The following is a 21,996-nucleotide window of genomic DNA, read 5'->3' on the forward strand; positions in this document are numbered from 1 at the left end:
GTCGTCTCGACGGTCCGCCGATATGTTTCGCGGTCCGCCGACCGCGAATTCCCAGCCGTGCGGCGGGAACTCGGCAGCGATCAGGCGACGCCCGTGTCAGGACATGGGTCGCCGTCCGCTCGTGCATGATGCACGCCGCATGCACGATGCAGGTGAGCTGGCCAGCGCACATGATGTGCGTCATGCATTCATCCAGGCCCAGCGGGTGGGGCCCCTGCCAGTGAGCGCCCCGCTGTCCCCGCCGGCGCCGACGCCCCCGGTGGCCCCCGTGTCCAGCCGGCGAGTCGTGGGTGTGCTGGCCGGCGCCGGCACCATGGTCTCGCTGATGCAGACCCTGGTCATCCCGCTGCTCCCCCAGCTGCCCAGGCTGCTGCACACCAGCACCGCCAACGCTTCCTGGGTGATCACCGCGACGCTGCTCACCTCGGCCGTCGCCACGCCGCTGCTGGGCCGGCTCGGGGACCTCTACGGCAGGCGCCGGCTCATGCTGACGGCCGTGGTGTCCCTGACGGCGGGCTCGCTGGTCTGCGCGCTGGGCTCGACCCTGCTCCTCATGGTCCTGGGGCGAACGCTGCAGGGCCTGGGTATCTCCGTCATCCCGCTCGGCATCAGCATCATGCGAGACGTGCTGCCGCCGCGGCGGCTGGGCCCGGCGGTCGCGCTGATGAGCTCCTCGCTCGGCGTGGGCGGCGCGCTCGGTCTGCCGCTCTCGGCCACCGTCGCCCAGCATCTCGGCTGGCACGCGCCGTTCTGGTTCGCCGCCGGACTGGGCTGCGTCTTCACCGTACTGATCATCACCGTGGTGCCGGAATCGCCGGTCCGGGTACGGCAGCGGTTCGACGCCGCCGGTGCGGTCGGGTTGGCGGTGGGGCTGGTGGCCCTGCTCCTGCCGATCTCGAAGGGTGGTGACTGGGGTTGGACCAGTACGCCCGTACTCGGGCTCCTCGTGGTCTCAGCGATCGTCCTCGGGTCCTGGGCGAGGTGGGAGCTGCGTGCCACGGCGCCGATCGTGGACCTGCGCAGCAGTGCCCGCCGGCCCGTGCTGATGACCAATCTCGCCACGGTCGCCGTCGGGTTCGCGATGTACTCCGCGAACCTGCTCGGGCCGCAGATGCTCCAGCTGCCCACGGCGACTGGTTACGGCCAGGGCCTGTCCATGCTCCAGGCCGGCCTGCTGATGGCGCCCGGCGGCCTGACCATGATGGCGTTCTCCCCGCTGGCCGCGCGGATGAGCCAGGCTCTCGGCCCACGGTCCTGCCTGCTGCTCGGCAGCATGGTCATCTGCGCTGGCAACGTCCTCGCCCAGCTGCTTATCGGCACCGCGTGGGGCGTCCTGGTGTTTAACATCGTGAACAGCGCCGGTGTCGGCTTCGCCTACGCCGCCATGCCGAACCTGATCATGAGATCGGTGCCGGTGTCCGAGACGGCCGCGGCCAACGGCCTCAACTCGCTGGCCCGTTCGCTGGGCACGTCCACCGCCAGCACGGTGGTCGGCCTCGTCCTCGGCCAGCTGACGATCCAGCTCGGATCGGTCGCCGTGCCCTCCGAGACCGGCATCCGCGTCTGCCTGGCGATCGGCGCCGCCGGAGCGCTCGTCGCCACCCTGGTCGAGCTGGCCATCCCGGTCCGCCCGGCGCCCGAGCCGCCGAAGGCCCCGATCGGCGACCTTGAGACGATCACGAGGCCCGCCACCAGTTGACCGCCACCAATCATGAACGGTTCTGGTCGAATCTGGACCTTGCCGCCACGGCGGTGGGTCCCGAACCACGTGGTCTGCGAGGCTGGTGGCTGTGGGACGGATTGGTGCGCTGGTGCGGGCCTGTCATCCGGAGCCGGCCGCGGCGGTGACGCTGTTCGCCGTGGCGCTGGCGGTCGCCGTCGGACGGTCGGCGGCCGGGGTCGCCGCGGTCGCTGGCGCGGTCGTCACAGGGCAGCTGTCGGTGGGCTGGAGCAACGACGTCATCGACCGCCATCGGGACGCGATCGGCGGACGGCCCGAGAAACCCGTCGCCGCAGGGGGCATCACGCCGAGAACCGTCGCGCTCGCGGCCGCCGTCGCGCTGGCTGCCTGCGTCCCGTTGTCATTCGCCTCCGGGTGGCGAGCGGGGTGGGTTCATCTGGGCGCGGTCGCGAGCGCGTGGGCGTACAACCTCGGCCTCAAGGCGACGCCACTGTCGGTCGTGCCGTACGCGGTGTCGTTCGCCCTGCTGCCCACGTTCGTCGTTCTCGGGCAGGCAGGTCATCCACTGCCGCCGTGGTGGCTGCCGCTGGCGGGCGCGCTCCTCGGGTGTGGAGCGCATTTCGCGAACACCCTGCCCGATCTCGAGGCGGACGCCCAGACCGGCGTGCGCGGGCTGCCGCAACGTCTCGGAGCCGTCGGCTCGCGCTGGTCGGCCGTGCTGCTGCTCGTCGCGGGCTCCGTCGTCGCCCTGCTCGGCCCGACCGGTCCCAGCACCTGGCGCGTCGCCGTCCTCGCCCTCGTGGCCGCGCTGACGGCGATCGGTCTCCGGCTCGGCGACAAGCACGCGTTCCGTGCCGCGCTGGCGATCGCCGCGATCGACGTCGCCCTGGTCGTCGCCAGCGGTACCCAGTTGCGTTAGGGCGTTCCCGCGGCGGAGGCCGTAACCCGGGTTCCGGCCGTCCCGCCAAGGCTGAATAACGACGTTCTGGCGCAACACAGGCACGCTTGGTCAACATATCCGCTCGCTGACAACACTCTGTGTACTAGAAATGACGCACAGAGTGGCCACAACGGGATGTGGCCCGTCCTTCAGACAGAAGGAGCAGACATGTCTCAGCGACAATGGCGAACAGGGATGTGCTCGGCGGCGCTGGCCGCCGTGGGGCTGATCGTCCTGCCCACGGCCGCGACAGCTGCCACGCCCGGGCCGGCGGTCCTGGCAGGGGAAGGACCGGCGCCGGCGCTCCTGGGGTCTTCTGACCAGGTCCAATACCCGGGGCCCGGCCTTGTCCTGCCCTGGGGCGCCAACGGCCAGGGCCAGCTCGGCGACGGCACGACCACGGGCCGCCTGACGCCAGTCCAGACCGCGGGCATAGACGAAATCACCGCCGTCGCGGCCGGCGAGAGCACCGGGTACGCGATGGCCTTCGGCGCCGTCCAGGCCTGGGGTGACAACTCACACAACGAGCTCGGTGACGGCACCACCACCGACCGCCTGACCCCGGTGCAGGTCAGCGACCTGGTCGATGTGGTCGCCGTCGGGGCCGGCGCCCACAACGGGTACGCGGTGCGCAGCGACGGGACCGCCTGGGCCTGGGGGCTGAACAACCACGGCTCCGTCGGCGACGGCACCACCATCAACCGTTCGACCCCGGTGCAGGTCTCCGACCTGACCGATGTGACCGCCGTCGCCGGCGGTCTGCACACCGGGTACGCGGTGCGCAGCGACGGGACCGCCTGGGCCTGGGGGTTCAACAACGCCGGCGCGCTTGGTGACGGCACCACGACGGACAGCCCGACCCCGGTGCAGGTCTCCGGCCTGACCGATGTGACCGCCGTCGCCGGCGGTGTGTACCGGGGATATGCGCTGCGCAGTGACGGCACGGTCTGGGCCTGGGGATCCAACAGCTTCGGCGCGCTTGGCGACGGCACCACGACGGGCAGACTGACCCCGGTGCCGGTCGCCGGCCTGACCCAGATCATCGCCATCGCGGCCGGCAGCAACAGCGGGTATGCGCTGCGCGGGGACGGCACGGTCTGGGCGTGGGGGTACAACTACGAAGGCCAGCTTGGTAACGGCACCACGACGAACAGCCCGACCCCGGTCCAGGTCTCCGGCCTGACCGGGGTCACCGCCATCGCGGCCGGCGCCTACACCGGGTATGCGCTGCGCAGTAACGGCACTGTGTGGGCCTGGGGATCCGGCGCCGGCGGCGCGCTTGGGAACGGCACCACGACCAACCGCCTGACCCCGGTCCGGGTCACCGGCCTGAGCGGCATCAATACGATCGCCGGCGGCGGCCTCAGCGGGTACGCGGTGAACTGAGACGGGCCTCGCACCCGTCCGGCCTTACCAACCGCTAACCGGATGAGTACATCGGACTCGCTGCTACCCGGCCTGTCACCCGGGTAGCAGCGAGAATCCAGGAATCCGCGACGGGAACTGTCCCAGGCGTCACCCATCACCTGGGACAGTTCGTCGCACGAGGCTGAGCAAGATCGGTCGGGCGTGGGCCGTGCCGCGCCCGACAGACTGACCCCATGCAGCAACCCGGACGTGACCGCCTGCGCGAGCTGCTCGACGCGGTGCTCGCCGGCGCCGACGAGGGCGTCCCGCGTTCCCTCGACGAGATGGCCGGTGAGGCGTACTCCTCGCCGTTCCACTTCAGCCGGCTGCTGTCGCGGAACGCGGGCGAGCCGCCGGTGGCGATGCGGCGCCGAGTGATGCTGGAGCGCGCGGCCTGGCAGCTGCGGCAGGGGTCGACGGTCACCGACGCGGCCTGGGCCGCGGGCTACGAGTCCGTCGACGGCTTCACCCGTGCCTTCACCCGGGCCTTCGGCCACCCGCCGAGCCTGCCCGCGGGCAGCCACTGGCTGCCCGCGCCCAACGGCATCCACTACCACCCGCCGATGTCGCTGTGGGTGCACTCCACGGAGAACACGATGAGCCCCCTCACCGAACAGCTGGTCAGCCATGACCTGGACGACACCCGGGATCTCCTGGAGATCGCCAAGGGGCTGCCCGAGGCCGAACTCCGCGCCGAGCGGCTTCCCTTCCCGACGGTGACGTCCTGGGAGGGCCCCGAGAGGTCGATCGCCGCAGTGCTGGAGCACCACATCTGGACGAAGGAGGTGTGGCTCGCGGCGATCGAGGGCCTCGACCTGCCGCCGCGGGACGAGAACGACGGCGTCGCGCGGCTGCTGGAACGCCACGACGCCACCGCCGGCCGGTGGCTGGCGGTGGTACGCGACATCGAGGCCCGCGGGGCGTGGAACGACCGGCTCATCGACGCGCTGTGCGACCCGCCGGAGAGCTTCGTGCTCAGCAGCGTCGTCGCGCACATCGTCACCTACGCGGCGCACCGCCGTCAGCTGGTGCGCCACCTGCTGCGCGCCGCGGGACGCGAGGTCGACGACGGCGATCCGATCATGTGGCTGCGCGCCGTGCGCGGCGAGACCGAGCACGACCCAGCCGGCAGGCCGGGCGACGAGACCGACGACGACACGACCACCGGGACGGAAGGGAACGACCGATGAGCCGCACGACCTACTACACCGCGACCACCCTCGACGGCTTCATCGCCGACGAGCACCACTCGCTGGACTGGCTGGTCACCCAGGACATCGACCCGGCCGGCCCGATGAACCACAACGAGTTCATCGAGCACGTCGGCGCGCTCGTGATGGGATCGTCGACCTATCAKTGGCTCCTCGACAACCACATCTCCACCGGCGGCACCTGGGACTACCAGCAGCCGAGCTGGGTGCTGACCAGCCGTGACCTCAAGCCGGTCGACGGGGCCGACATCCGGTTCGCCCGCGGCGACATCCGGCCGGTGCACGCCGCCGCGGCGGCCGCCGCCGGGACGAAGGACGTCTGGGTGGTCGGCGGCGGCGACCTCGCCGGCCAGTTCGCCGACCACGGTCTCCTCGACGACCTCATCGTCTCCTTCGCCCCGGTCACCCTCGGCGCCGGCAAGCCGCTGCTGCCCCGTCGGCTCGACCTGCGCCTCGTTGAGGTCACCCGCAACCGGGCCTTCGCGTGCGCCCGCTACGACGTCGTCGGCCCCCGCGCCTGACCTGGCCGTCAGCTCGGGTACATCCCGCTCGTCGCGTTGATCCAGGTGCCGGTGATCGCGGCCGCGTGGTCGCTGGCGAGAAACGTGACCGTGGCGGCGATCTCGGCGAGCCGCGGCGAACGCCCGGTCATCCGAAGCGAGTCCAGGTTGGCGGCGATGCCGGCGACGGCCTCCGGCGGCAGCGGCGCGCCGGTGACCGCCTCGAGCTTCTCGGCGGTCAGGGTCTCCGGCAGCCCGGCCGTCCAGACGCCGACGACGCGCACACCCCGCGGGCCGACCTCCTGGCGAGGTCGCGGCCGCCGCTCGTTGCACCGCAGGAAGTCCAGGCGGTGTTGGTGGCGATCCTGTACAGCCAGGCGCGCAGACTCGACGGGTCGTCGAGCTGGCCGCGGCCGCGCCAGGCACGCACCAGCGCGTCCTGGACCAGGTCCTCGGCCTCGTCGAAGCTGCCCGTCAGGCGGTAGCAGTGGACCCGCAGCTCCCGGCGATGCCGCTCGGCGGCGTCGGCGAACTCGTCGGCGGCCAGCGCTCCCCCACCGTCGGACATCACCGCAGAACCTATGCCCCCGCCGGGGCCGATGCCGCCGCGGCTACGACGGCTGGCAGCGCGGCGTGGTCTCCGCCTTGGGCAGCACGAGGTCCGTGGCGGTCGCCGACAGCGACAGGCCCGACGCGTCGGTCGACGCCCTGGTGATGTCCAGCTTGAACGGCAGTTCGCCGACCGGGATCGGGATCGAGGGGATCAGCTCGCCGAGGCCGCCCAGCGGGATGTTGAGGTTGAACGCCCCGCGCAGGGTGATCTCGGTGGGAACCAGGATGAGCTTGTTGTCCCGGACCTCGAACGTGGTGACCCCGCCCACCTGCTGGGTTCCGAGCAGCGGCACGTCCGCCGTGCCGGAGATCTCGACGCGCCGCCCGTTGTCCATCGGGTTGATCTGGAGCCCGCCCGGCTGGCCGGCCAGGAAGGTGTTCAGGTCGTCGTAGCGGACCCGGACCGTCGCCTGGGCGCTGTCGACATGCACCTCACCGACGTCGTTACCGATGATCTGGCTGAACGGGACGTGGATGCCCTTGAGGTTCGCCTGGATCGAGGCGATCCGCAGCTGCGGGGTGGAGAGGTTCTCGACGGTCACGCCGACGTTCTGGAACTTCCCGAACAGCACCTGGGTGAGGAACGGGAAACCGCCGATGCTGACGTCCTTCACGGTCGGTGGGGCGGCCCCGCAGGCCACGTTCTCCACGACGCTCGTCTTGAGCTGCTTGGCCATCTCCCGCTCGGCGACCGTGACCGTCACCCGGTCGACGATCACGAACAGCAGGATCAGCACCAGCGGGATCGCGGTGAGGATGAGGACGCGCCGCCGGGGCCAGCGCCACCGGGTCGGCGGTGGCTCCACCCCGGTGCCTGCCCCAGGGAACCCGTCCGGCGGCTGGCCGCCGGACGCGCCGGGTGGCCCGGCGTCGAAGCCGCCATAGGCCGCGGCCGGGTATATCACCTCGTAACCGCTGTCCTGGTGGGGTGGGCGCGCCCATGCCCGGGTCTCGTCCCATGGTTCGGCACCGGCCGGTCGCGCCGCCTGCCCCGGGCGGTAGGAGCTCGCGGGCGGTGGAGGATCGGTCGGGCCGAAGGAGCCCGCGGCCCGCGCGGGTACTGGTGTCGAGCGGGGCGGCACGGTCCGGCGAGGAATGCGCTGGGTCGAGGATCCGTCGGTGTCCGCCGCCTCCGGCCATCCCCGGGATGCTCCGGGCGGCGGGACACGGGTGACGTCTCCGGGCTCCTGCCCGTCCTCGTCACGCTCCTGGTTCACCGAATCGTCTCCCGCTCCCCGTCACGCCAGAACCCTGGCTCCGCCGGCCTTCAGCGACCACTCTCGCACCCGGCCGCCGTGTCGGCTCCGAAGCGTCGCGCTTCGTACTGCGCCCGAGGCGGACGCGTGCCGCGGCCAAGGGGATGAACACCCTGTTCCGGGCGACCGGCAGCTTCCTGGCCAGCGTCATCGGCGGCAGGAACACCGTGCTAGATCGCCTGGCAGGTGAACAGGCTCGGATCGGCGCCTGCCCTGGTGAGCAGCGCCCGCAGGTGCCGCTGCTCGTCCGGGGACAGCCGAGCCAACGGGGAGCGCGCGGTCAGTGTCTCGACGAACCGCGCGCGAACCACAGCACCCTGGCGGGTCAGGCCGACAACCTTCTGGCGCCGGTCCGTCGGGCCCGGCCGTCGTTCGACGAGGCCTCGCTGCTCCAGGCGGTCCGTCAGGAAGGTGACGGTGGACGGATCGCAGTTCAGCGTCGCCGCCAGGGTCCGCATCGAGGGGGCCGGCGCGTCGGGGGCAAGCCGCCACAGGACGTTGACGAGCGGCTCGGTGAGGTCGAGCTCCTTCAACAGGTCCACGGCGAGGGTGGTGGTCTCGGCCGCGAGGGCGACGACCTGCTGGATGAGGATCTGAACCGAGGACTCGTCGAGGCGGTCGCGCGTGTCACCCACCCACCGATGCTACGTGGAGACTCCAATGCTTGACATCTCCAAGCATTCGCCGCAATGCTTGGACTCTCCAATTGTTCTTGTGGTGGAAGGAAACGCGGCATGCATCTGGCGGTCTTCGGCAGCACCGGTCACACGGGGCGCCACCTGCTCGAGCAGGCGCTGCGGCAGGGCCACACGGTCACCGCGCTCGCCCGCGACCCCGGCACGCTGGCGGCTCACGAGCGGCTGCGGCCGGTGGCCGGCGACGTCCGCGACCCGGAGGCCGTCAAGGATGTCGTCGCCGGCGGCGACGCCGTGCTCAGCGCCCTGGGCCAGCGCAGGTGGGGCACCACGGTGTGCACGGACGGGATGCGCGCCATCCTGGCGGCGATGAGCACCCACGGCGTTCGCCGTCTGGTCGCCGTCAGTGGCTACGGCGTGGCGGACAGCCGGCACCGCAGTCTCTACGTGGCCGTCAACCGCGTCCTGATCAGGTCGCTGATGCGGGACAAGGAAGGAATGGAGGAACTCATCAGGGCCAGCGACACCGCCTGGACCGTCATACGGCCGGCTGTCCTCGCGCAGGGCGACCACACCGCGCGTTACCGCGCGGGCACCGACCTGCGGCTGTCGTTCTCCTCCAGGATCTCGTTCGCCGATCTCGCTGACTTCATGCTGGCCCAGCTCGCCCGGGACGACCTCGTCCGCCAGGCCGTCGCCATCACCTCGTAGTCGCCAGCTCCGACGTCAGCGCGCTCCGGGCCACGCGGCGCCGGGGGTGGCGTCAGCCGCGCTGGAAATGCGCCCGGTGAGCTTCGGCCCAGGAGCGAAACGGTCGTCGGGCGAGGTGGCCGGTGACGCGTTCCACGGTGTTGTTGACGGGGGCGGGCGAGCCGCGGCCGCCTGCCGAGCAGGCCCCCACTCCCTACCTCGTGTCGACCGGCGAGGCCCGTCCGTGTCGTCATCAGCCCCGGCCACGGCCACGGTGACCCGGCGACTGCGTCCGTTCTCACCTGGCCCGTCCTACGATCGGCCGTATGACCTCGCCGTTGGCCGTGCCCGCCGCCAGTGCCGTTCTGCTGCGCGACCGGCCGTCGGGGCCGGAGGTGCTGTTGCTGCGGCGCAGCCTGTCGGCATCCTTCGCGCCCGGTGCGTGGGTGTTCCCCGGCGGGCGGGTCGATCCCGGCGACCTCGGYGGCGGGAGCCCGGACGACGGGTCCGCCGAGCTGGCGGCCGCCCGCCGGGCCGCGGTGCGGGAGACCGCGGAGGAGGCGGGTATCGACATCGACGGCGCCGAGCTGATCCCGCTGTCGCACTGGTGCCCGCCCGCCGTGGCGGCGCGTCGGTTCCTGACCTGGATGCTGCTCGGCCGGGCACCCGAGCAGGACGTCGTCGTGGACGGCGCGGAGATCACCGAACATCGCTGGATACGCCCGGCGGACGCCCTGTCGGCGCGCGACCAGGGCAGCCTCGAGCTGCTGCCACCGACCTGGGTGACGCTGTGGACGCTCGCGCCGCACGCCGGCGTCGCCGACGCCCTGACGGCCGCGGCGGGCGTACCGCCCGAGCTGTTCGAGACCCAGTTCACCCAGGTCCCCGGCGGACTACTCGCGATGTGGCACGGCGACGAGGGATACACCGGCCCCGCGCCCGCCGCCCGGGAGGGCGCCCGCCACCGGCTGTGGATGCTCGACGCCGGCTGGCGGTACGAACGCGCCACCTGATCCCCGGGCCAGCAGACCGACGGCACAGAAGAGCGCGGCCGCCTGGTTCGGCGGCCGCGCTCCCGCTGTAGGGATCGGATCTACTTGGCCACTCCGAGCTGGCATGCCGCGATTGTTGGCCAGTGCCAGTGCCAGCGCCGCCGGACGCGGCCGTTGTTGGCCAATGCGGCGATTGGCCCATGAGCGTGCCCGCGGACGTCGAAGGCCGTGAACCCGGCCAGGTGGACGGGTGTGATCGGGAGCGCGGTCATGCCTCCTGCCGCCAGAGCGGTGTGACCTCAACGCGGGTGAGCCGCCACCCGTCTTGGGTGCGGAGCGCCTGGAACGCGAAACGCAGGCCGACGAGCCTCGAGAGCGAGGGAAAGACCGTCCTCGACGGGAAGTACGCGACAAGCTCGTTCGCCGTCATGGTGGCGCGGTCCCCGTCAAGCTCGACGAGCACGTCGGTGATCAGATGCTGAGAGTTTTCGTTGTCGTCGCTGGTGCCGCGAATACTCGAGTATGTCGTCGATCCCCGTGGCGCCGCCGCGAGCGCTGTGGATGATGGCGTCCTCGTGGAAGATTACGCGCCCCTCCTTGTCGTCACCGGTGTCCAGCCAGCGCCCAAGCTGACTGACCAGGGCGGCAAGTTCCGCTCGATCGGTGATGTCCCTCAGATGAGGCACGGTGCTCCTTAATGCTCCTGCGCCGAACGGCCGCCGTTGATGAGGTGCGGGCCGATAAGACCGCTTGACCCCGCGGCGGTCAGGCTAAGAGTTCAAGTCCGCTTGAGGTCAACTCCTTCGTCGGCCTGCCTGTATTCGGCGTACGCCTCCCTCGCCCCCGGACCGCAATCCTGTGTGACCTGGGTCACCATTCGCTGTGTGGCTCGCCGTTTTACTGCGGGCATCCCTCAGGGCGTGGACGCCTGCTTCGTGCCTCATTGAGGTCAGGGCAATGGGTGGAGCACGGCCTGCACCGCCGCCGCGCAAAGCTCCTCGGATACGTCCACGAGCCTGCGGGCGGCTTTCGGATCGGCGTGGGCGTCTGCGATGAAGTGGTCGATCTGGCGCAGGTCCGCGCGGGTGAGCAGGGTCTTGTCGTTGGTGACCCATTCGCCGCGCGCCGCGAGTACGGCGTGCGCGGTTTGCGAGGTTGCCTGGGCGACCAGCCCGGCGCACTGGGCCAGCCGGCCATGGCGGGCGTGGTTGACCCGGGCGTAGTCGAAGGTCAGCCGCGCGTTGTCCCACCAAATCTTGGGCGCCCGTTCCCGCAGCGCCGCCGGGTAGCGCACCGTGGGCAGCCGGCCGCGTAGCACCCTGCTGACCGCGAGTTCCGCGAGGACGAGGTAGGACGGGATGCCGGCGAGGTGGAACATCAGCGGCTCGATGCGGAACCGGCCCTCGGCCGCGGCGGCGAGCTCCTCCTCGACGATGTCGAGATCGCGGTAGTGCACGTCCGTGCGGCGTTCGTCGACGACCAGCCAGGCACCGCTGTTGAAGACGCCGCCGCCCCACGCCCCGATCTCGAAGACCCGAGCCGCTGGTCTGTCCGTTCCCAGGGATCATGAGAAGTGCCGGAGGCCGTGACCTGGTGTTTCTCAAGTGCGGGGGACGTCCGGGACCGGGCGAGTCCCATCGGAGCTGAGAATTTCGGCGACCGGATGATCGTCGTAGTGATGTGATGGTCGTCGGTGAGGGAGGTCCGGGCGTGGCTGACGACCGATGCGTGTTCTGCGCGGTCGTGCGGGGTGCGCCTGCCGTCTCGTGTAGGAGGACACATGGAACGCGGCGAAGTCTGGTGGGTGGACTTCGATGAGCGGCGGCCGGTCGTTCTRCTCTCGGGAGAGGAGCCCGGTGGGTTCCGGGCCATACAGGTCGTCGCTCCAGCGAACATCGAGATCAGCGGCGTGGCTGTCGAGGTGGCAGTGGGCGCCCCCGAGGGACTGCCCCTGGGCGGTGTCCTGCGAGTCGCGCTCCCACGCCCAGGCCTCATTCCTTGCACGTGGCTGGTCACCCTGACCAGGGCAGACATGATCGAGAAGGCCGGAAGCCTGTCGCCCGCGAAGCTCGGCGAGCTCGACGAAGCTCTCCGTCTCAGTGGCCTGGAGCAGGTGGACGCTGCGGGAGCCGATGGTTGATGATCGTAGAGCCGTTGGCAGGTCGCTACGGGTCCATTGGTCGCGAAGGTCGTCGATCCAGCGACAGAGGGGCTCGACGGAACATCAGCCGACACACGCCGATCAACTTCTCAGACCCACCGGGACTTCTCAGATCACTTCTTGGCTCCCACGGAACCTCTCATGATCCCTGGGAACGGACATGATCTCGCGCCGACCTTCCCGGCGCCCGCGACGGCGGCAGAACCGCTCCGGACCGGCATCACCCGGCGCCTCCCGCGGATTGGCCAACTATCCCGGCCGGTGGCCATCTACTGGCCAACCATCACGGTGAGTGGCCATCTGTCCGCGATCCCTACACCCGCACTTCCTGAACCTCGGCCGGACGGCGGCCAACGCTGGTCGCGCCGGCTTCCCATGGTCGTGGTGCCGGTCAATCTCCCGGCCACACGCCGGTCGCGCGCCGGAAGCCGTGCGCGCCGAGGCGGTTGACGGCCGCGCTGGTCGCGGCGAACACCGCGCCCTGCAGAGCGGCGGCGAGGACCACCTCGACGAAGGTGTGATCCAGCCGCAACGCGCCAGGAGTCTCGTCCTCGCCCGCGGCCTTCGACCACACCCTCCGGACGATGGCTCCGGACACGGCTCCCGCCAGCAGGCCGCTGGCCATGCCGACAGGCTTGTAGGCGATCTTCTTCCCCACGCTCACACGCGCTTCCTCCTCACGGCCAAGATCAGGACGACCGCCGCGCCGGCCACGGCCGCGCCCTTCTGGGCGGCGGTGAGCTTGCTGCCGGTGCGCTGGTCGAGCTGGGCCGTGAGCTCGGCCGTCTTCTGCCGGGCTGGCGCGGTGACCTCGGCGACCTTGTGCATCGCCGGGGCGGTCACCTCGGCCGCCTTGTGCCGAGCCGGCGCCGTGGCCTCCGCCGCCTTGTGCATCGCCGGAGCGGTCACCTCGGCCATCTTGTGCATCGCCGGGGTCGTCACGTCGACGGCCTTCTGCCGGGTGGCCGCGCCGAACTGGGCCGCCTTCTGGCCGACCTCGGTCGCCTTCGTCCGGGCCTGGGTCCTGACGTCGAGCTTGCCGGTCAGAGCGTCGACGGTCTCGCCAAGCTCGGCGCGGGTCCGGTCCCGGTCTGCGCGCAGTACGTCGGGATCAGTAGCGGACGCGGTCTGGTCTGTCATCGCTGTCGTGCCTCCTTGACGGTGTGAAGATCGTCCTTGACGCCCTCGATGGCGTCGACGGGCAGCGGCKGGGTCGCCTGGCTGACTTCCTTCTTGCCGGTCAGTGCGAGGCCCGCGGCGATCGCGACCAGGACGGCACCCACGATCAGCGCGGCCAGCCACGCGGAGACCGCGGTCGCCAGACCGAGGACGGCGGCCGTGATCAGCACGCCGGTGCCGAACACGCTCACGACTCCGGCGCCGCCCAGCATTCCGCCGCCCAGCGCCGCCTTCTTTCCCTTGCGGGTCATCTCCGCCCGTGCGAGCGCGAGCTCGTCGTGCACGAGCCGGCTCACCTGTTCGGACAGGCGAGACACCAACTCCCCGGCGGAGGCATCGCTGACCGGGGCCCGGACCTCGTTACCGACTGACATGGCGGACCTCGACACTCCTGGCTGGTATGAACAACATCTCGATGATCGGGCTCTGCCCCGAGCGAACCGTGATACACCTGCTAGCGCCGGATTGGGCCCCACCGGGCCGCCGGACCCACCGATCGGGCCAGTCCATCGGCCACCCGGCGGCCCGCGACTCCCAGCCGGCCGGCCGCCGCCGTTTCGGCCAGTCGAACCGGGCTGACCAGCGCATGTTCACCCGCGCTTCATCAGTCAGTTCTACGGTTCTGGGATGACTACCGCCCACCACGTGCCCAGCTGGATCGAGCTAGCCGGGGCCCACAACGTGCGGGACCTCGGCGGGCTGCCCGCCGCCGGGGGGACCGTCCGCCCTCGCGTGCTGCTGCGCGGCGACAACCTGGACGGCCTCACCACCGAGGACATCGCGTTACTGCGTGACGACATCGGGCTGCGTGGCGTCGTGGATCTACGCGCGCCCTTCGAGAACCCCAGGGCGGCCGAATGGTTTCCGCGGCTCGGCGTCACCTGGCTGCACGAGCCGCTCCTGGACCTCACCGGTCTCTCGGACCAGCAGGCGCTGCGTAGCCGCATCGGCGACGACTACGCCACGTTCTACGCCTTCATGCTCGAAGGGGCCGGCCCTGGACTGGCCCGCATCCTGGAATTCCTCGTGTCGGGCCCGCGCACGCCCGCTCTCGTGCACTGCGCGGCCGGCAAGGACCGCACCGGCATCGTGACCTCGGTCCTGCTCGCCGTCGCCGGCGTCGACCGCGACGCGATCGTCGCGGACTATCTCGCCACGGAACAGCGGATCCAGGCGGTCCGGGAGGCGCTGGTCCAGCGGGAGGAGTACCGGCACCTGCGCGAACGGGCCGCTTCGGACCAGTCCACCGGATCCCTAGGGTCTCTCGCGCTCGACCCGCGCGCCATCATCCGCATCCTGGACATCGTCGAGGCCGCGCCCGGCGGCGTGGCCGGTTTCCTCGTCGCGAACGGCGTGACCGAGGAGCAGATCAGCCGCTGGCGCGACATGATCATCGAGCCGAGCTGACCGGAGGAGAACTCCGTGGCCGGTTTCCGCGGCGGGTTGCCGCCAACCCGCCGTGTCATCGGCCACGCCCGGGCGGGCGCGCTGCCCGCCCGGGCCCGGCCGGACCGCGCGGGAGCCGGCCGTACCCGCCCGCCGCGGGTACCAGCCGCGTGTTTTAGTGGCCAGGTGACCGACTCGACCGACAACGCGGTCCGTTTCGTGGCCGTGTCGCTGGACTGCGCCGATCCGCAGGAGCTCGCCAGGTTCTACCTCGAACTGCTCGGCGGCACGCAGCTGTGGAGCAGCGAGAGCAGCGCCGGCGTGCGGGTGCCGGGCGTCGTGCTCGTTCCGCAGCGGGTGGCCGGGTACCAGCCACCGGTCTGGCCGGGCAGCTCGATCGTGCACCTCGACCTGTCCGCCGGCCCGGACCTGGACGAGACCGTCACCCGCGCGGTCGCACTGGGGGCCCGCGTGGCGGAGCCGCAGTCCGATCCGCGCTGGCGGGTCATGCTCGACCCGGCCGGCCATCCGTTCTGCTTCACCACCCTCGTCCCACCAGACCTGTAGAGGTCGCCGGCCAGGGCGAACATCGCGCGGACACGCTCCCGGTGGATCGGGCATTCGGACCGGTGAACCGTGCTCCGATCATGGCGACTCTCGGTCCTCCGCGACCCTGATGATCGTCTTGCCGGKGGTGCGTCGGTCGGGGGCGAACGCCCAGGGGGCTTCCTGGAGTGTCCGCACGGCCCCGACGATCGGCTTGAGGCGTCCGTCCCGGAGTCGCTGGGCGAGGTCCGCGAGCCGGGCGCGGTCCGGTTCGACGACGAAGAAGACAGCCCGCCCGTCCCGAGGTTGGGCCCTGGGTGGCGCGGCGATGGTGACAAGTGTGCCGCCGGCGCGCACCAGCGCGACCGAGCGGTCGAGGACGTCGCCTCCGATCACATCGAACACCACGTCGACCTCGCCGGCGTCTCTCAGTTGATCAGACCGCAGGTCCAGGAACACATCAGCACCCAGACCGAGCACGGTGTCCCTGTCCGCGGCCCGCCCCGTGCCGATCACGCGGGCACCCACCTCGCGCGCGAGCTGCACCGCGATCGAACCGACACCGCCCGCGGCACCGTGGATCAGGACGGTCTGGCCCGTCGCGAGGCGGCCGTGGTCGAACAGGCCCTGCCATGCGGTCAGCCCGGAGATCGGCAGCGCGGCGGCCACGATGTGGTCGACGTCCGCCGGAAGCGGAGCGAGATTGCGGGCCTCCACCGCGGCGTACTCGGCCAGTGAGCCGTCGCGGGTCCAGTCGGTCAGTCCGAACACCCGCTGGCCAACGGTAAGGCCGGTGGTTCCGTAGCCCAGCGCGGCGACGACGCCCGACAGCTCATGTCCAGGCACGCTCGGCGTCCGGTCGCGGCCGGCGCGGTCAGTCCAGGTTCCCGGCCAGTCAAGCTCCCCAGGGGTGAACCCGGCGGCATGCACGCGCACGATGACGTCGTTCTCGGCGGCGTGGGGGTATGGCATCTCCGTCAGGGAGAGTCCGCGGGCGCCGGCGGCGCGGTCTCGAACGGTGATCGCTCGCATGGCAGTCCTCTCAGCGGTGCGGGTCGTCGCCTGCCCGCCCAGCGCCGATATGCCGGGCGTACACCGGCTGACTCGTCCGGTGGCCCGGGAACGGGGAAGGCGACCCGCGGACGACAGGAAGGGGTGCCCCCCGTGTTTCCGGTGACTCCCGCCGCCGAGGCCGCGCTGTCCGTGGCCACCCGTTTCTACTCACCCGCGCTGCGCAACCACTCCATCCGGTCCTATCTGTGGGGAGCGATGTACGGCACGGCGCACGGCATCGCCTTCGACGACGAGCTGTACTACGTCGCGGCGCTGCTCCACGACCTCGGGCTCACGGAGACGTTCGACGGCCACAGGCTGCCGTTCGAGGAGGCTGGAGGGCAACTGGCCTGGGTCTTCGGCGTGGCGGCCGGCTGGCCGGCGGAGCGGGCCGCCCGGGTCTCGGAGATCATCGTGCTGCACATGCGCGATGACGTGGCCCCGGCCGACGACCCCGAGTCCCACATGCTGCAGGTCGCCACAAGCTGGGAGGTAGTGGGCCGGCGGCCGGAGGAGTTCCCGTCGGACGCGAGGGCCGAGATGCTCGCCCGCTATCCACGGCTGGGATTCGGCGTGGAGTTCCTGGCGTGCTTCGAGGACCAGGCGAGGCGCAAGCCGGGCAGCGCCGCCGCCGCATCCGTCGACAAGGACGCGGCCCGGCGGATCGCCGCGAATCCCCTCGAGAGCGACCCACCCGCCTGACCGGATCGCCGTGGGCCTGTCGTCGCCGTCGCGACCTGGCCGGATCCGCGACGACGACCCGGAAGTAGCGATCCGCCGGTTGACCTCAAGCTCACTTGAGGTTCTACGGTGAACGCATGATCTTCAGCGACGCCGAGCAGCGGTTTCTGCTCCGCCAGCCTCGAGGCCATCTGTCGACCATCGGACCGGACGGCGTGCCGCAGGTCAAGCCGCTCGGTTTCACCTATAACCCCGTTCTGGGAACCATCGACATCGCGGGGTACGCGATGGCGTCCAGCGCCAAGTACCGCAACGTCCAGGCCAATCCGCGGGTGGCCTTCGTCGTCGACGAGGTGACCGAGCCGACCATGCAGGGCGCGCACTTCCTGGAGATCCGCGGCGTCGCCGAGACCGCCAGCCACCCGCCCACCGACGCGCATCTCGCCACGGAGATCATCCGGATTCATCCGCGGCGGGTGGTCGCCTACAACGTCGATCCGGACAGTCCCGGCCTGCACACCCGCGACGTCACACAGGACGGCACGCGCGACGGCGACCTGCCTGGCCGGGTGTGAGCACATGCGCGCGATCGAGGTGTCCCGCTTCGGCGGCCCGGAGGTTCTCGTACCCACCCAGCTTCCCGACCCGGTTCCCGGGGCGGGTGAGGTCCTCGTCGCCGTCACCGCCAGCGACGTGATGTTCGTCGACATCCTGGTCCGGTCCGGGGTGGGCAAGGACTTCTTCCCGATCCGGCCCCCTACGTGCCGGGCAACGGGGTCGGCGGACAGGTCGTCTCGGTGGGCGACGGCGTCGAGGACGGCTGGCTGGGGCGTCGGGTCATCACCCACACGGGCGGCCCCGGCGGATGGGGAGGTTACGCCGAACGGGTCGTCGCCCCGGCGGCGGAGCTGGTGGCCGTGCCCGACGGCGTCGACCCGCTCGACGCCGTCGCGGTGCTGCACGACGGACCCACCGCCCTGCGCATCACCGAGCTCGCCCGCGTCGAGCCCGGGCAGCGGGTCCTGGTCCTGGGGGCCGCCGGAGCGATGGGCATCCTGCTCGTCCAGCTGCTGCGCGCCCGCGGCGCGCGGGTCATCGGCGCGGCCCGCGGCACGGCGAAGCTCGACGCCGTCGCGGCCGCGGGCGCCGAGGCCGTCGTCGACTACAGCCACCCAGGCTGGACCGACCAGGTACTGGAGGCGACGAGCGGCACCCGCCCCGACGTGGTGCTCGACGGGGTCGGCGGCGGCCTCGGCCGGGACGGCTACGGCCTCGTCGCCGACGGCGGGCACTTCTCCGCCCACGGCACGCCCAGCGGCTCCTTCGCCCAGATCGACCCGGACGACGCCCGCCGGCGCGCCGTGACGACCAGCGGCATCGGTGACCTGCAGATTCCAGCCGCCGAACGGACCCGCCTCGTCCGCGAGCTGCTGCCCGACCTGCGTCATCGGCTGCGACCCGTCATCGGGCAGACGTTCCCGCTCGCGCAGGCGGCGCGGGCCCACGTGGCGCTGGAGAACCGAGACGCGATCGCCAAGACGGTGTTGACCGTGGACTGAGGACCGAACGCTGGTCAGGTCGGCGGCAGCCGCGGCCCGCTCCCACGGAGAGGGAGGAGCACGGTGACCACGGCGCCGCCGTCGGGATGGTTGGCGGCGGTCACGTGGCCGCCGTGAGCCGTCGCGATCGCGGCCACGATGGCGAGCCCGAGACCGGCGCCGCCGTCGACGCGGCCGCGAGCGGCGTCGGCGCGGGTGAACCGTTCGAAGGCGCGCGGAAGGAAGTCCGGTGGGAAGCCCGGGCCACGATCCCGAACCTCGATCATCACGGCGGGCGCGGCGGGCGCGGCGGGCGCGGCGGGCGCGCCGTTGCCGCTGAGGTCGAGGGGACCGACGCCGGTCGCACCGACGCCGGTCGCACCGAGGTCGGTGAACTCGACCCGGACGTCGATGGCGGAGCCGGCGGGCGTGTGCCTGATCGCGTTGCTCAACAGGTTGTCGACCGCCTGCCGGACCCGGTCCGGGTCGACGTCGAGGACGACGGCCTGCGCGGGGGCAAGCCGAAGCGTGGTCCCGGCGCCCCGGGCCGCGGGCATGGCGGCCCTGACGGCGCGTTCCAGAAGCGGCGTGAGYGGCGTCCGCTCCCGGTGGACGAACTGGTCGGGATCGGCGTCATAGCGGGCGAGCGCGAGCAGCGTCTCGGCCAACCGGATCAGGCGGTCGGTCTCGACGGCCGCGTTGGACAGTGCCTCCGTCAGGTCCTCACGGGTCCGGCCCGGCCGCAGGGCCAGGTCCACCTCCGCCTTGAGGTTGGTCAGCGGGGTGCGCAGCTCGTGGCCCGCGTCGGCGACGAAGGCCCGGTCGCGCGTGCGCGCGGCGTGCAGGCGATCCAGCAGGTCGTTCATGGTCGTGGCCAGYGCGGCGAGCTCGTCGCGGGTGGGCGGGATCTCCAGGTGGCCGCCGAGGTCGGCCCCGCCCATCGCGGCGGCCTGCTGGCGCATGCGCTCGACGGGTCGCAGCGCCGCGCCGGAAAGCCACCACGCCGCCAGGGCGGACAGCGCGATCAAGGGGGCGCAGGCCACCACCATCACGTCACGGATGCGGTCTTCGGCGTCGTCGGTGATGTCCTGGGGCGCGCCGACGACGAGCACCACCCGGCCGGCCGACGCGAGGTCGACGGGCTCCGCGAGGAGCCTCGCCTTCTCCCCCTGTATCCGAACGGTGACCAGGATCGTCCCGCCCTGGGCCTCTCTGATCACGTCGGTGCCGACCAGCGGCCGCATCTGCGTGGTAGGAGACGCGGCGAGCACCCGGCCGTCCGTGCTGACCAGCTGGGTGAGCGGACTCGCGGGCGCCAACGCGCGTTCCGGCGACGTGTTCGTCCCCGCGATCCGGGTGCGCAGCGCCTCCGCCCGGGCCGACAGCGTCGCGTCCAGCGACTGCGACAGGCTGGCCCGCAGCTGCACGTAGAACAGCACGCCCGCGCCGGCGAGCACGAGCGCCGTGCCCAGCCCGAACAACGCCGCGAGCCGGATCCTAAGAGGCATCGCCCGACCGGTCAGACCGGCCGGGCGCCGGGCGGCTCGGCGCCGGACGGCTCGGCGCCGGGCGGCCGTTGCCTGGTCCATGCCCCGTCATCCAGCAGCATGCTCGCACGATAGGACCACCGAGATGTGGATTCGATGTGGACGCGGATCGGCCAGCCGGTGCGGACACTGGTTCGACGCGGTCCGTTTCGAAGTGGTCCGTCGCGGCGCCCAGGGCCCTCACACGGTCCTCACATCCCCGGCCCGCTAAGTTCCCGGTTCATCACGACGAGGCCGCGCGCCTCGTGGCGAGGACGTCTGGCGGGCCGTCGCGCCCATGAACGTCCGCGTCACGACCGCGCCACCGCCATACCGCGGACGCCTCGCCGCCGCGAGCGCGTGGCGCGAATACACCTGAACCAGCGGAGGACCCGATCACGTGAGTGCGATCAGTGCCGGCCAGGCCGTCGTCCTGGGGATTGTGGAAGGGCTGACGGAGTTCCTGCCGGTATCTTCCACCGGCCACCTGAAGATCACTGAAGGGCTGATGAACATACCGGTCGACGACACGTCGGTCGTCGGCTTCACCGCGGTGATCCAGGCAGGCGCGATCCTGGCCGTGCTCGTGTACTTCTTCAGCGATATCCGGCGCTTCGCCGTCGCCTGGGGGCGCGGCCTGGCCAGCGCTCCCGCCCGGAGCAATCCCGACTACAAGTTCGCCTGGTGGGTCGTCCTGGCGACCATCCCGGTCGTGCTCGTCGGGCTCGCGGCCAAGCCGCTCATCGACGGCCCGCTCGGCTCGTTGTGGGTGGTGGCCGGTTCGCTCCTGGTCGGCAGTGTGTACATGTGGGCGGGTGACCGATTCGGTCGGCACAAGCGCGGCGAGCTGGACATCCGACTACCCGACGCGATGATCGTCGGATCGTCGCAGATCCTCGCGCTGCTGTTCCCCGGGTTCTCGCGATCCGGCGCGACCATCAGCACCGGGCTCTTCCGCGACCTCGACCGGGTCGCGGCCACCCGGCTGTCGTTCTTCCTCTCGATACCGGCGCTGACGGGCGCGGGGCTGTACGAGCTCAAGGACGCGACCGGCGGCTCGGTGTCCACCACCGCCCTCGCGGTCGGCACCCTGGTGTCCTTCGTCGTCGCCTACGCGTCCATCGCCTGGCTGCTGAGGTTCGTCGCCGGCCACACGTTCCGCGCGTTCGTCGCCTACCGCGTGGCCGTCGGGGTGCTCCTCTTCGGGCTTCTCCTCACGGGGACCCTGAACGCCTGACCACCCGAACGCCCGACCACCGCGACGCGCCCGAACCGGCCCACGTACCTGGCCGTCGTTCCCGAAAGGACATATCCCATGCCAGGCCCACTGGCCGTCAACGTTCTCGATCCGGCGTCGCTCGCCTCGGCCTTTGGCCTGACCGGGCTCATCCTGGTCATCTTCGCCGAGACCGGGCTGCTGATCGGGTTCTTCCTGCCCGGTGACTCGCTCCTCTTCCTCGCCGGCGCCTACAGCGCGACCGCCGCCGGCGGTGACCGCCCGCACTTCCACATCGGCGCGGTGCTTCTCGGTGTCGCCGTGGCGGCCCTTCTCGGCGCGCAGACCGGCTATCTCATCGGCCGGCGGACCGGCCCCAGGCTGTTCAACCGGCCGGACTCGCGGCTCTTCAAGCAGGAGAATGTCGCCCGCGCCCAGGAGTTCCTGGAGCGGTACGGCTACGGAAAATCGATCATCCTGGCACGGTTCGTTCCGATCGTCCGCACCTTCATGAACCCCGTCGCCGGCGTCATCGGCGTGCCGGCCCGCACCTTCCTGATCTACAACATCGTCGGCGGCCTGGTGTGGTCGCTGGGCGTGACGCTGCTCGGATACAGCCTCGGCCGGTCGATTCCGATCGACCACTACATCATCCCCGTCACCCTGGTCATCGTCCTGCTCTCCGCCATCCCCGTCCTGAAGGAGCTGGCCAGCCGGCGCTCGGCGAAGGGCAAGCACCGCTCCCCCGAGCACACCGACGACATCGATCGCCAGCCGGCCAGCTGA

The 21,996-nt window shown here is 71.3% G+C and carries 25 protein-coding genes and 1 pseudogene; 15 read left to right on the forward strand and 11 right to left on the reverse strand.

The features are described from left to right. Nucleotides 1-259: 259 nt before the first annotated feature. The 5 genes from BCD49_RS30775 to BCD49_RS30795 all read left to right on the forward strand — a co-directional run bounded on the left by BCD49_RS30775 (nt 260) and on the right by BCD49_RS30795 (nt 5,760). Nucleotides 260-1,699, forward strand: a complete 1,440-nt coding sequence (locus BCD49_RS30775; RefSeq protein WP_425343348.1) for an MFS transporter — start codon at nt 260-262, stop codon at nt 1,697-1,699. Between the two features lie 91 nt (nt 1,700-1,790). Continuing rightward, entirely contained in the window at nt 1,791-2,600 is an 810-nt protein-coding gene (locus BCD49_RS30780) for a UbiA family prenyltransferase (RefSeq protein ID WP_007512143.1), read from the forward strand. Nucleotides 2,601-2,789: 189 nt separating this feature from the next. After that, entirely contained in the window at nt 2,790-4,007 is a 1,218-nt protein-coding gene (locus BCD49_RS30785; RefSeq protein ID WP_007512145.1) for an RCC1 domain-containing protein, read from the forward strand. 215 nt (nt 4,008-4,222) lie between these two features. Beyond that, nucleotides 4,223-5,218, forward strand: a complete 996-nt coding sequence (locus BCD49_RS30790; RefSeq protein ID WP_007512148.1) for a helix-turn-helix domain-containing protein — start codon at nt 4,223-4,225, stop codon at nt 5,216-5,218. Beyond that, nucleotides 5,215-5,760, forward strand: a complete 546-nt coding sequence (locus BCD49_RS30795) for a dihydrofolate reductase family protein (protein WP_071042203.1) — start codon at nt 5,215-5,217, stop codon at nt 5,758-5,760. Before BCD49_RS30790 ends, BCD49_RS30795 begins: the two co-directional genes overlap by 4 nt. An 8-nt stretch (nt 5,761-5,768) precedes the next feature. Here BCD49_RS30795 and BCD49_RS44380 read toward each other — a convergent pair whose 3' ends face one another. From BCD49_RS44380 to BCD49_RS30815, 4 genes are all read right to left on the reverse strand, one after another. Continuing rightward, complete coding sequence (locus tag BCD49_RS44380; RefSeq protein WP_007512151.1) at nt 5,769-6,023, reverse strand: hypothetical protein; 255 nt, start codon at nt 6,021-6,023, stop codon at nt 5,769-5,771. After that, nucleotides 5,978-6,307, reverse strand: a complete 330-nt coding sequence (locus tag BCD49_RS45965) for a sigma factor (protein ID WP_007512152.1) — start codon at nt 6,305-6,307, stop codon at nt 5,978-5,980. Before BCD49_RS45965 ends, BCD49_RS44380 begins: the two co-directional genes overlap by 46 nt. A 43-nt stretch (nt 6,308-6,350) precedes the next feature. Beyond that, nucleotides 6,351-7,568, reverse strand: a complete 1,218-nt coding sequence (locus BCD49_RS30810; RefSeq protein ID WP_007512153.1) for an LmeA family phospholipid-binding protein — start codon at nt 7,566-7,568, stop codon at nt 6,351-6,353. A 209-nt stretch (nt 7,569-7,777) separates the two neighbouring features. Continuing rightward, nucleotides 7,778-8,242, reverse strand: a complete 465-nt coding sequence (locus BCD49_RS30815) for a MarR family winged helix-turn-helix transcriptional regulator (protein ID WP_007512154.1) — start codon at nt 8,240-8,242, stop codon at nt 7,778-7,780. Between the two features lie 99 nt (nt 8,243-8,341). On the opposite strand from BCD49_RS30815, the gene BCD49_RS30820 reads away from it, so the two are divergent. Both BCD49_RS30820 and BCD49_RS30825 read left to right on the forward strand, forming a co-directional pair. Next, nucleotides 8,342-8,953: an NAD(P)-dependent oxidoreductase gene (locus BCD49_RS30820; protein WP_007512155.1), complete on the forward strand. Its 612-nt coding sequence runs from the start codon at nt 8,342-8,344 to the stop codon at nt 8,951-8,953. A 305-nt stretch (nt 8,954-9,258) separates the two neighbouring features. After that, nucleotides 9,259-9,945 carry an NUDIX hydrolase gene (locus BCD49_RS30825; RefSeq protein ID WP_007512156.1) on the forward strand — a complete coding sequence of 229 codons (687 nt, stop codon included), beginning with the start codon at nt 9,259-9,261 and terminating at the stop codon, nt 9,943-9,945. Nucleotides 9,946-10,192: 247 nt separating this feature from the next. Here the strand turns inward: BCD49_RS30825 and BCD49_RS46555 are convergent. Both BCD49_RS46555 and BCD49_RS30840 read right to left on the reverse strand, forming a co-directional pair. Beyond that, a pseudogene (locus tag BCD49_RS46555) lies at nt 10,193-10,610 on the reverse strand (nuclear transport factor 2 family protein). Nucleotides 10,611-10,873: 263 nt separating this feature from the next. After that, nucleotides 10,874-11,380: a hypothetical protein gene (locus BCD49_RS30840; RefSeq protein WP_007512159.1), complete on the reverse strand. Its 507-nt coding sequence runs from the start codon at nt 11,378-11,380 to the stop codon at nt 10,874-10,876. A gap of 324 nt (nt 11,381-11,704) precedes the next feature. Here BCD49_RS30840 and BCD49_RS30845 point away from each other — a divergent pair, with 324 nt between their 5' ends. Further along, the gene (locus BCD49_RS30845) at nt 11,705-12,064 is read left to right on the forward strand and encodes a type II toxin-antitoxin system PemK/MazF family toxin (protein ID WP_007512160.1); all 360 of its coding nucleotides are present in this window, start codon (nt 11,705-11,707) and stop codon (nt 12,062-12,064) included. 412 nt (nt 12,065-12,476) lie between these two features. Here BCD49_RS30845 and BCD49_RS30850 read toward each other — a convergent pair whose 3' ends face one another. Genes BCD49_RS30850 through BCD49_RS30860 form a run of 3 tightly spaced genes read right to left on the reverse strand, consistent with a single transcriptional unit; the run spans nt 12,477 to nt 13,638 of the window. Next, nucleotides 12,477-12,749 carry a DUF4235 domain-containing protein gene (locus tag BCD49_RS30850; protein ID WP_007512161.1) on the reverse strand — a complete coding sequence of 91 codons (273 nt, stop codon included), beginning with the start codon at nt 12,747-12,749 and terminating at the stop codon, nt 12,477-12,479. After that, nucleotides 12,746-13,225: a DUF3618 domain-containing protein gene (locus BCD49_RS30855; protein WP_007512162.1), complete on the reverse strand. Its 480-nt coding sequence runs from the start codon at nt 13,223-13,225 to the stop codon at nt 12,746-12,748. The genes BCD49_RS30850 and BCD49_RS30855 overlap by 4 nt, the downstream gene beginning before the upstream one ends. Next, nucleotides 13,222-13,638 (reverse strand): phage holin family protein, encoded by a 417-nt coding sequence (locus BCD49_RS30860; protein ID WP_071042204.1) that lies wholly within the window; start codon nt 13,636-13,638, stop codon nt 13,222-13,224. The genes BCD49_RS30855 and BCD49_RS30860 overlap by 4 nt, the downstream gene beginning before the upstream one ends. A gap of 253 nt (nt 13,639-13,891) precedes the next feature. Here BCD49_RS30860 and BCD49_RS30865 point away from each other — a divergent pair, with 253 nt between their 5' ends. Both BCD49_RS30865 and BCD49_RS30870 read left to right on the forward strand, forming a co-directional pair. Continuing rightward, complete coding sequence (locus BCD49_RS30865; protein ID WP_007512164.1) at nt 13,892-14,671, forward strand: tyrosine-protein phosphatase; 780 nt, start codon at nt 13,892-13,894, stop codon at nt 14,669-14,671. A 15-nt stretch (nt 14,672-14,686) separates the two neighbouring features. Then, on the forward strand, nt 14,687-15,217 hold the full coding sequence (locus BCD49_RS30870; RefSeq protein ID WP_007512165.1) for a VOC family protein: 531 nt from the start codon (nt 14,687-14,689) through the stop codon (nt 15,215-15,217). 78 nt (nt 15,218-15,295) lie between these two features. Here BCD49_RS30870 and BCD49_RS30875 read toward each other — a convergent pair whose 3' ends face one another. Then, complete coding sequence (locus BCD49_RS30875; RefSeq protein ID WP_071042205.1) at nt 15,296-16,228, reverse strand: NADP-dependent oxidoreductase; 933 nt, start codon at nt 16,226-16,228, stop codon at nt 15,296-15,298. A gap of 132 nt (nt 16,229-16,360) precedes the next feature. Here BCD49_RS30875 and BCD49_RS30880 point away from each other — a divergent pair, with 132 nt between their 5' ends. The 3 genes from BCD49_RS30880 (at nt 16,361) to BCD49_RS30890 (ending at nt 18,489) form a co-directional block, all read left to right on the forward strand. Further along, complete coding sequence (locus tag BCD49_RS30880; RefSeq protein ID WP_007512167.1) at nt 16,361-16,951, forward strand: HD domain-containing protein; 591 nt, start codon at nt 16,361-16,363, stop codon at nt 16,949-16,951. A 116-nt stretch (nt 16,952-17,067) separates the two neighbouring features. Then, on the forward strand, nt 17,068-17,505 hold the full coding sequence (locus tag BCD49_RS30885) for a PPOX class F420-dependent oxidoreductase (protein WP_007512169.1): 438 nt from the start codon (nt 17,068-17,070) through the stop codon (nt 17,503-17,505). A gap of 186 nt (nt 17,506-17,691) precedes the next feature. Next, nucleotides 17,692-18,489 carry a zinc-binding dehydrogenase gene (locus tag BCD49_RS30890; protein ID WP_007512170.1) on the forward strand — a complete coding sequence of 266 codons (798 nt, stop codon included), beginning with the start codon at nt 17,692-17,694 and terminating at the stop codon, nt 18,487-18,489. A gap of 14 nt (nt 18,490-18,503) precedes the next feature. Here the strand turns inward: BCD49_RS30890 and BCD49_RS30895 are convergent, their stop codons facing one another. Then, nucleotides 18,504-19,976 (reverse strand): sensor histidine kinase, encoded by a 1,473-nt coding sequence (locus BCD49_RS30895; protein WP_035928801.1) that lies wholly within the window; start codon nt 19,974-19,976, stop codon nt 18,504-18,506. Between the two features lie 418 nt (nt 19,977-20,394). On the opposite strand from BCD49_RS30895, the gene BCD49_RS30900 reads away from it, so the two are divergent. Together BCD49_RS30900 and BCD49_RS30905 are read left to right on the forward strand one after the other, a co-directional pair. Beyond that, nucleotides 20,395-21,231 (forward strand): undecaprenyl-diphosphate phosphatase, encoded by an 837-nt coding sequence (locus BCD49_RS30900; protein WP_007512172.1) that lies wholly within the window; start codon nt 20,395-20,397, stop codon nt 21,229-21,231. A 78-nt stretch (nt 21,232-21,309) separates the two neighbouring features. Then, a complete protein-coding gene (locus tag BCD49_RS30905; protein WP_007512173.1) occupies nt 21,310-21,996 on the forward strand; it encodes a DedA family protein in 687 nt (228 codons plus the stop codon).

Origin of the sequence: Pseudofrankia sp. EUN1h, assembly GCF_001854645.1 — a bacterium.
Lineage (GTDB): Bacteria > Actinomycetota > Actinomycetes > Frankiales > Frankiaceae > Pseudofrankia > Pseudofrankia saprophytica.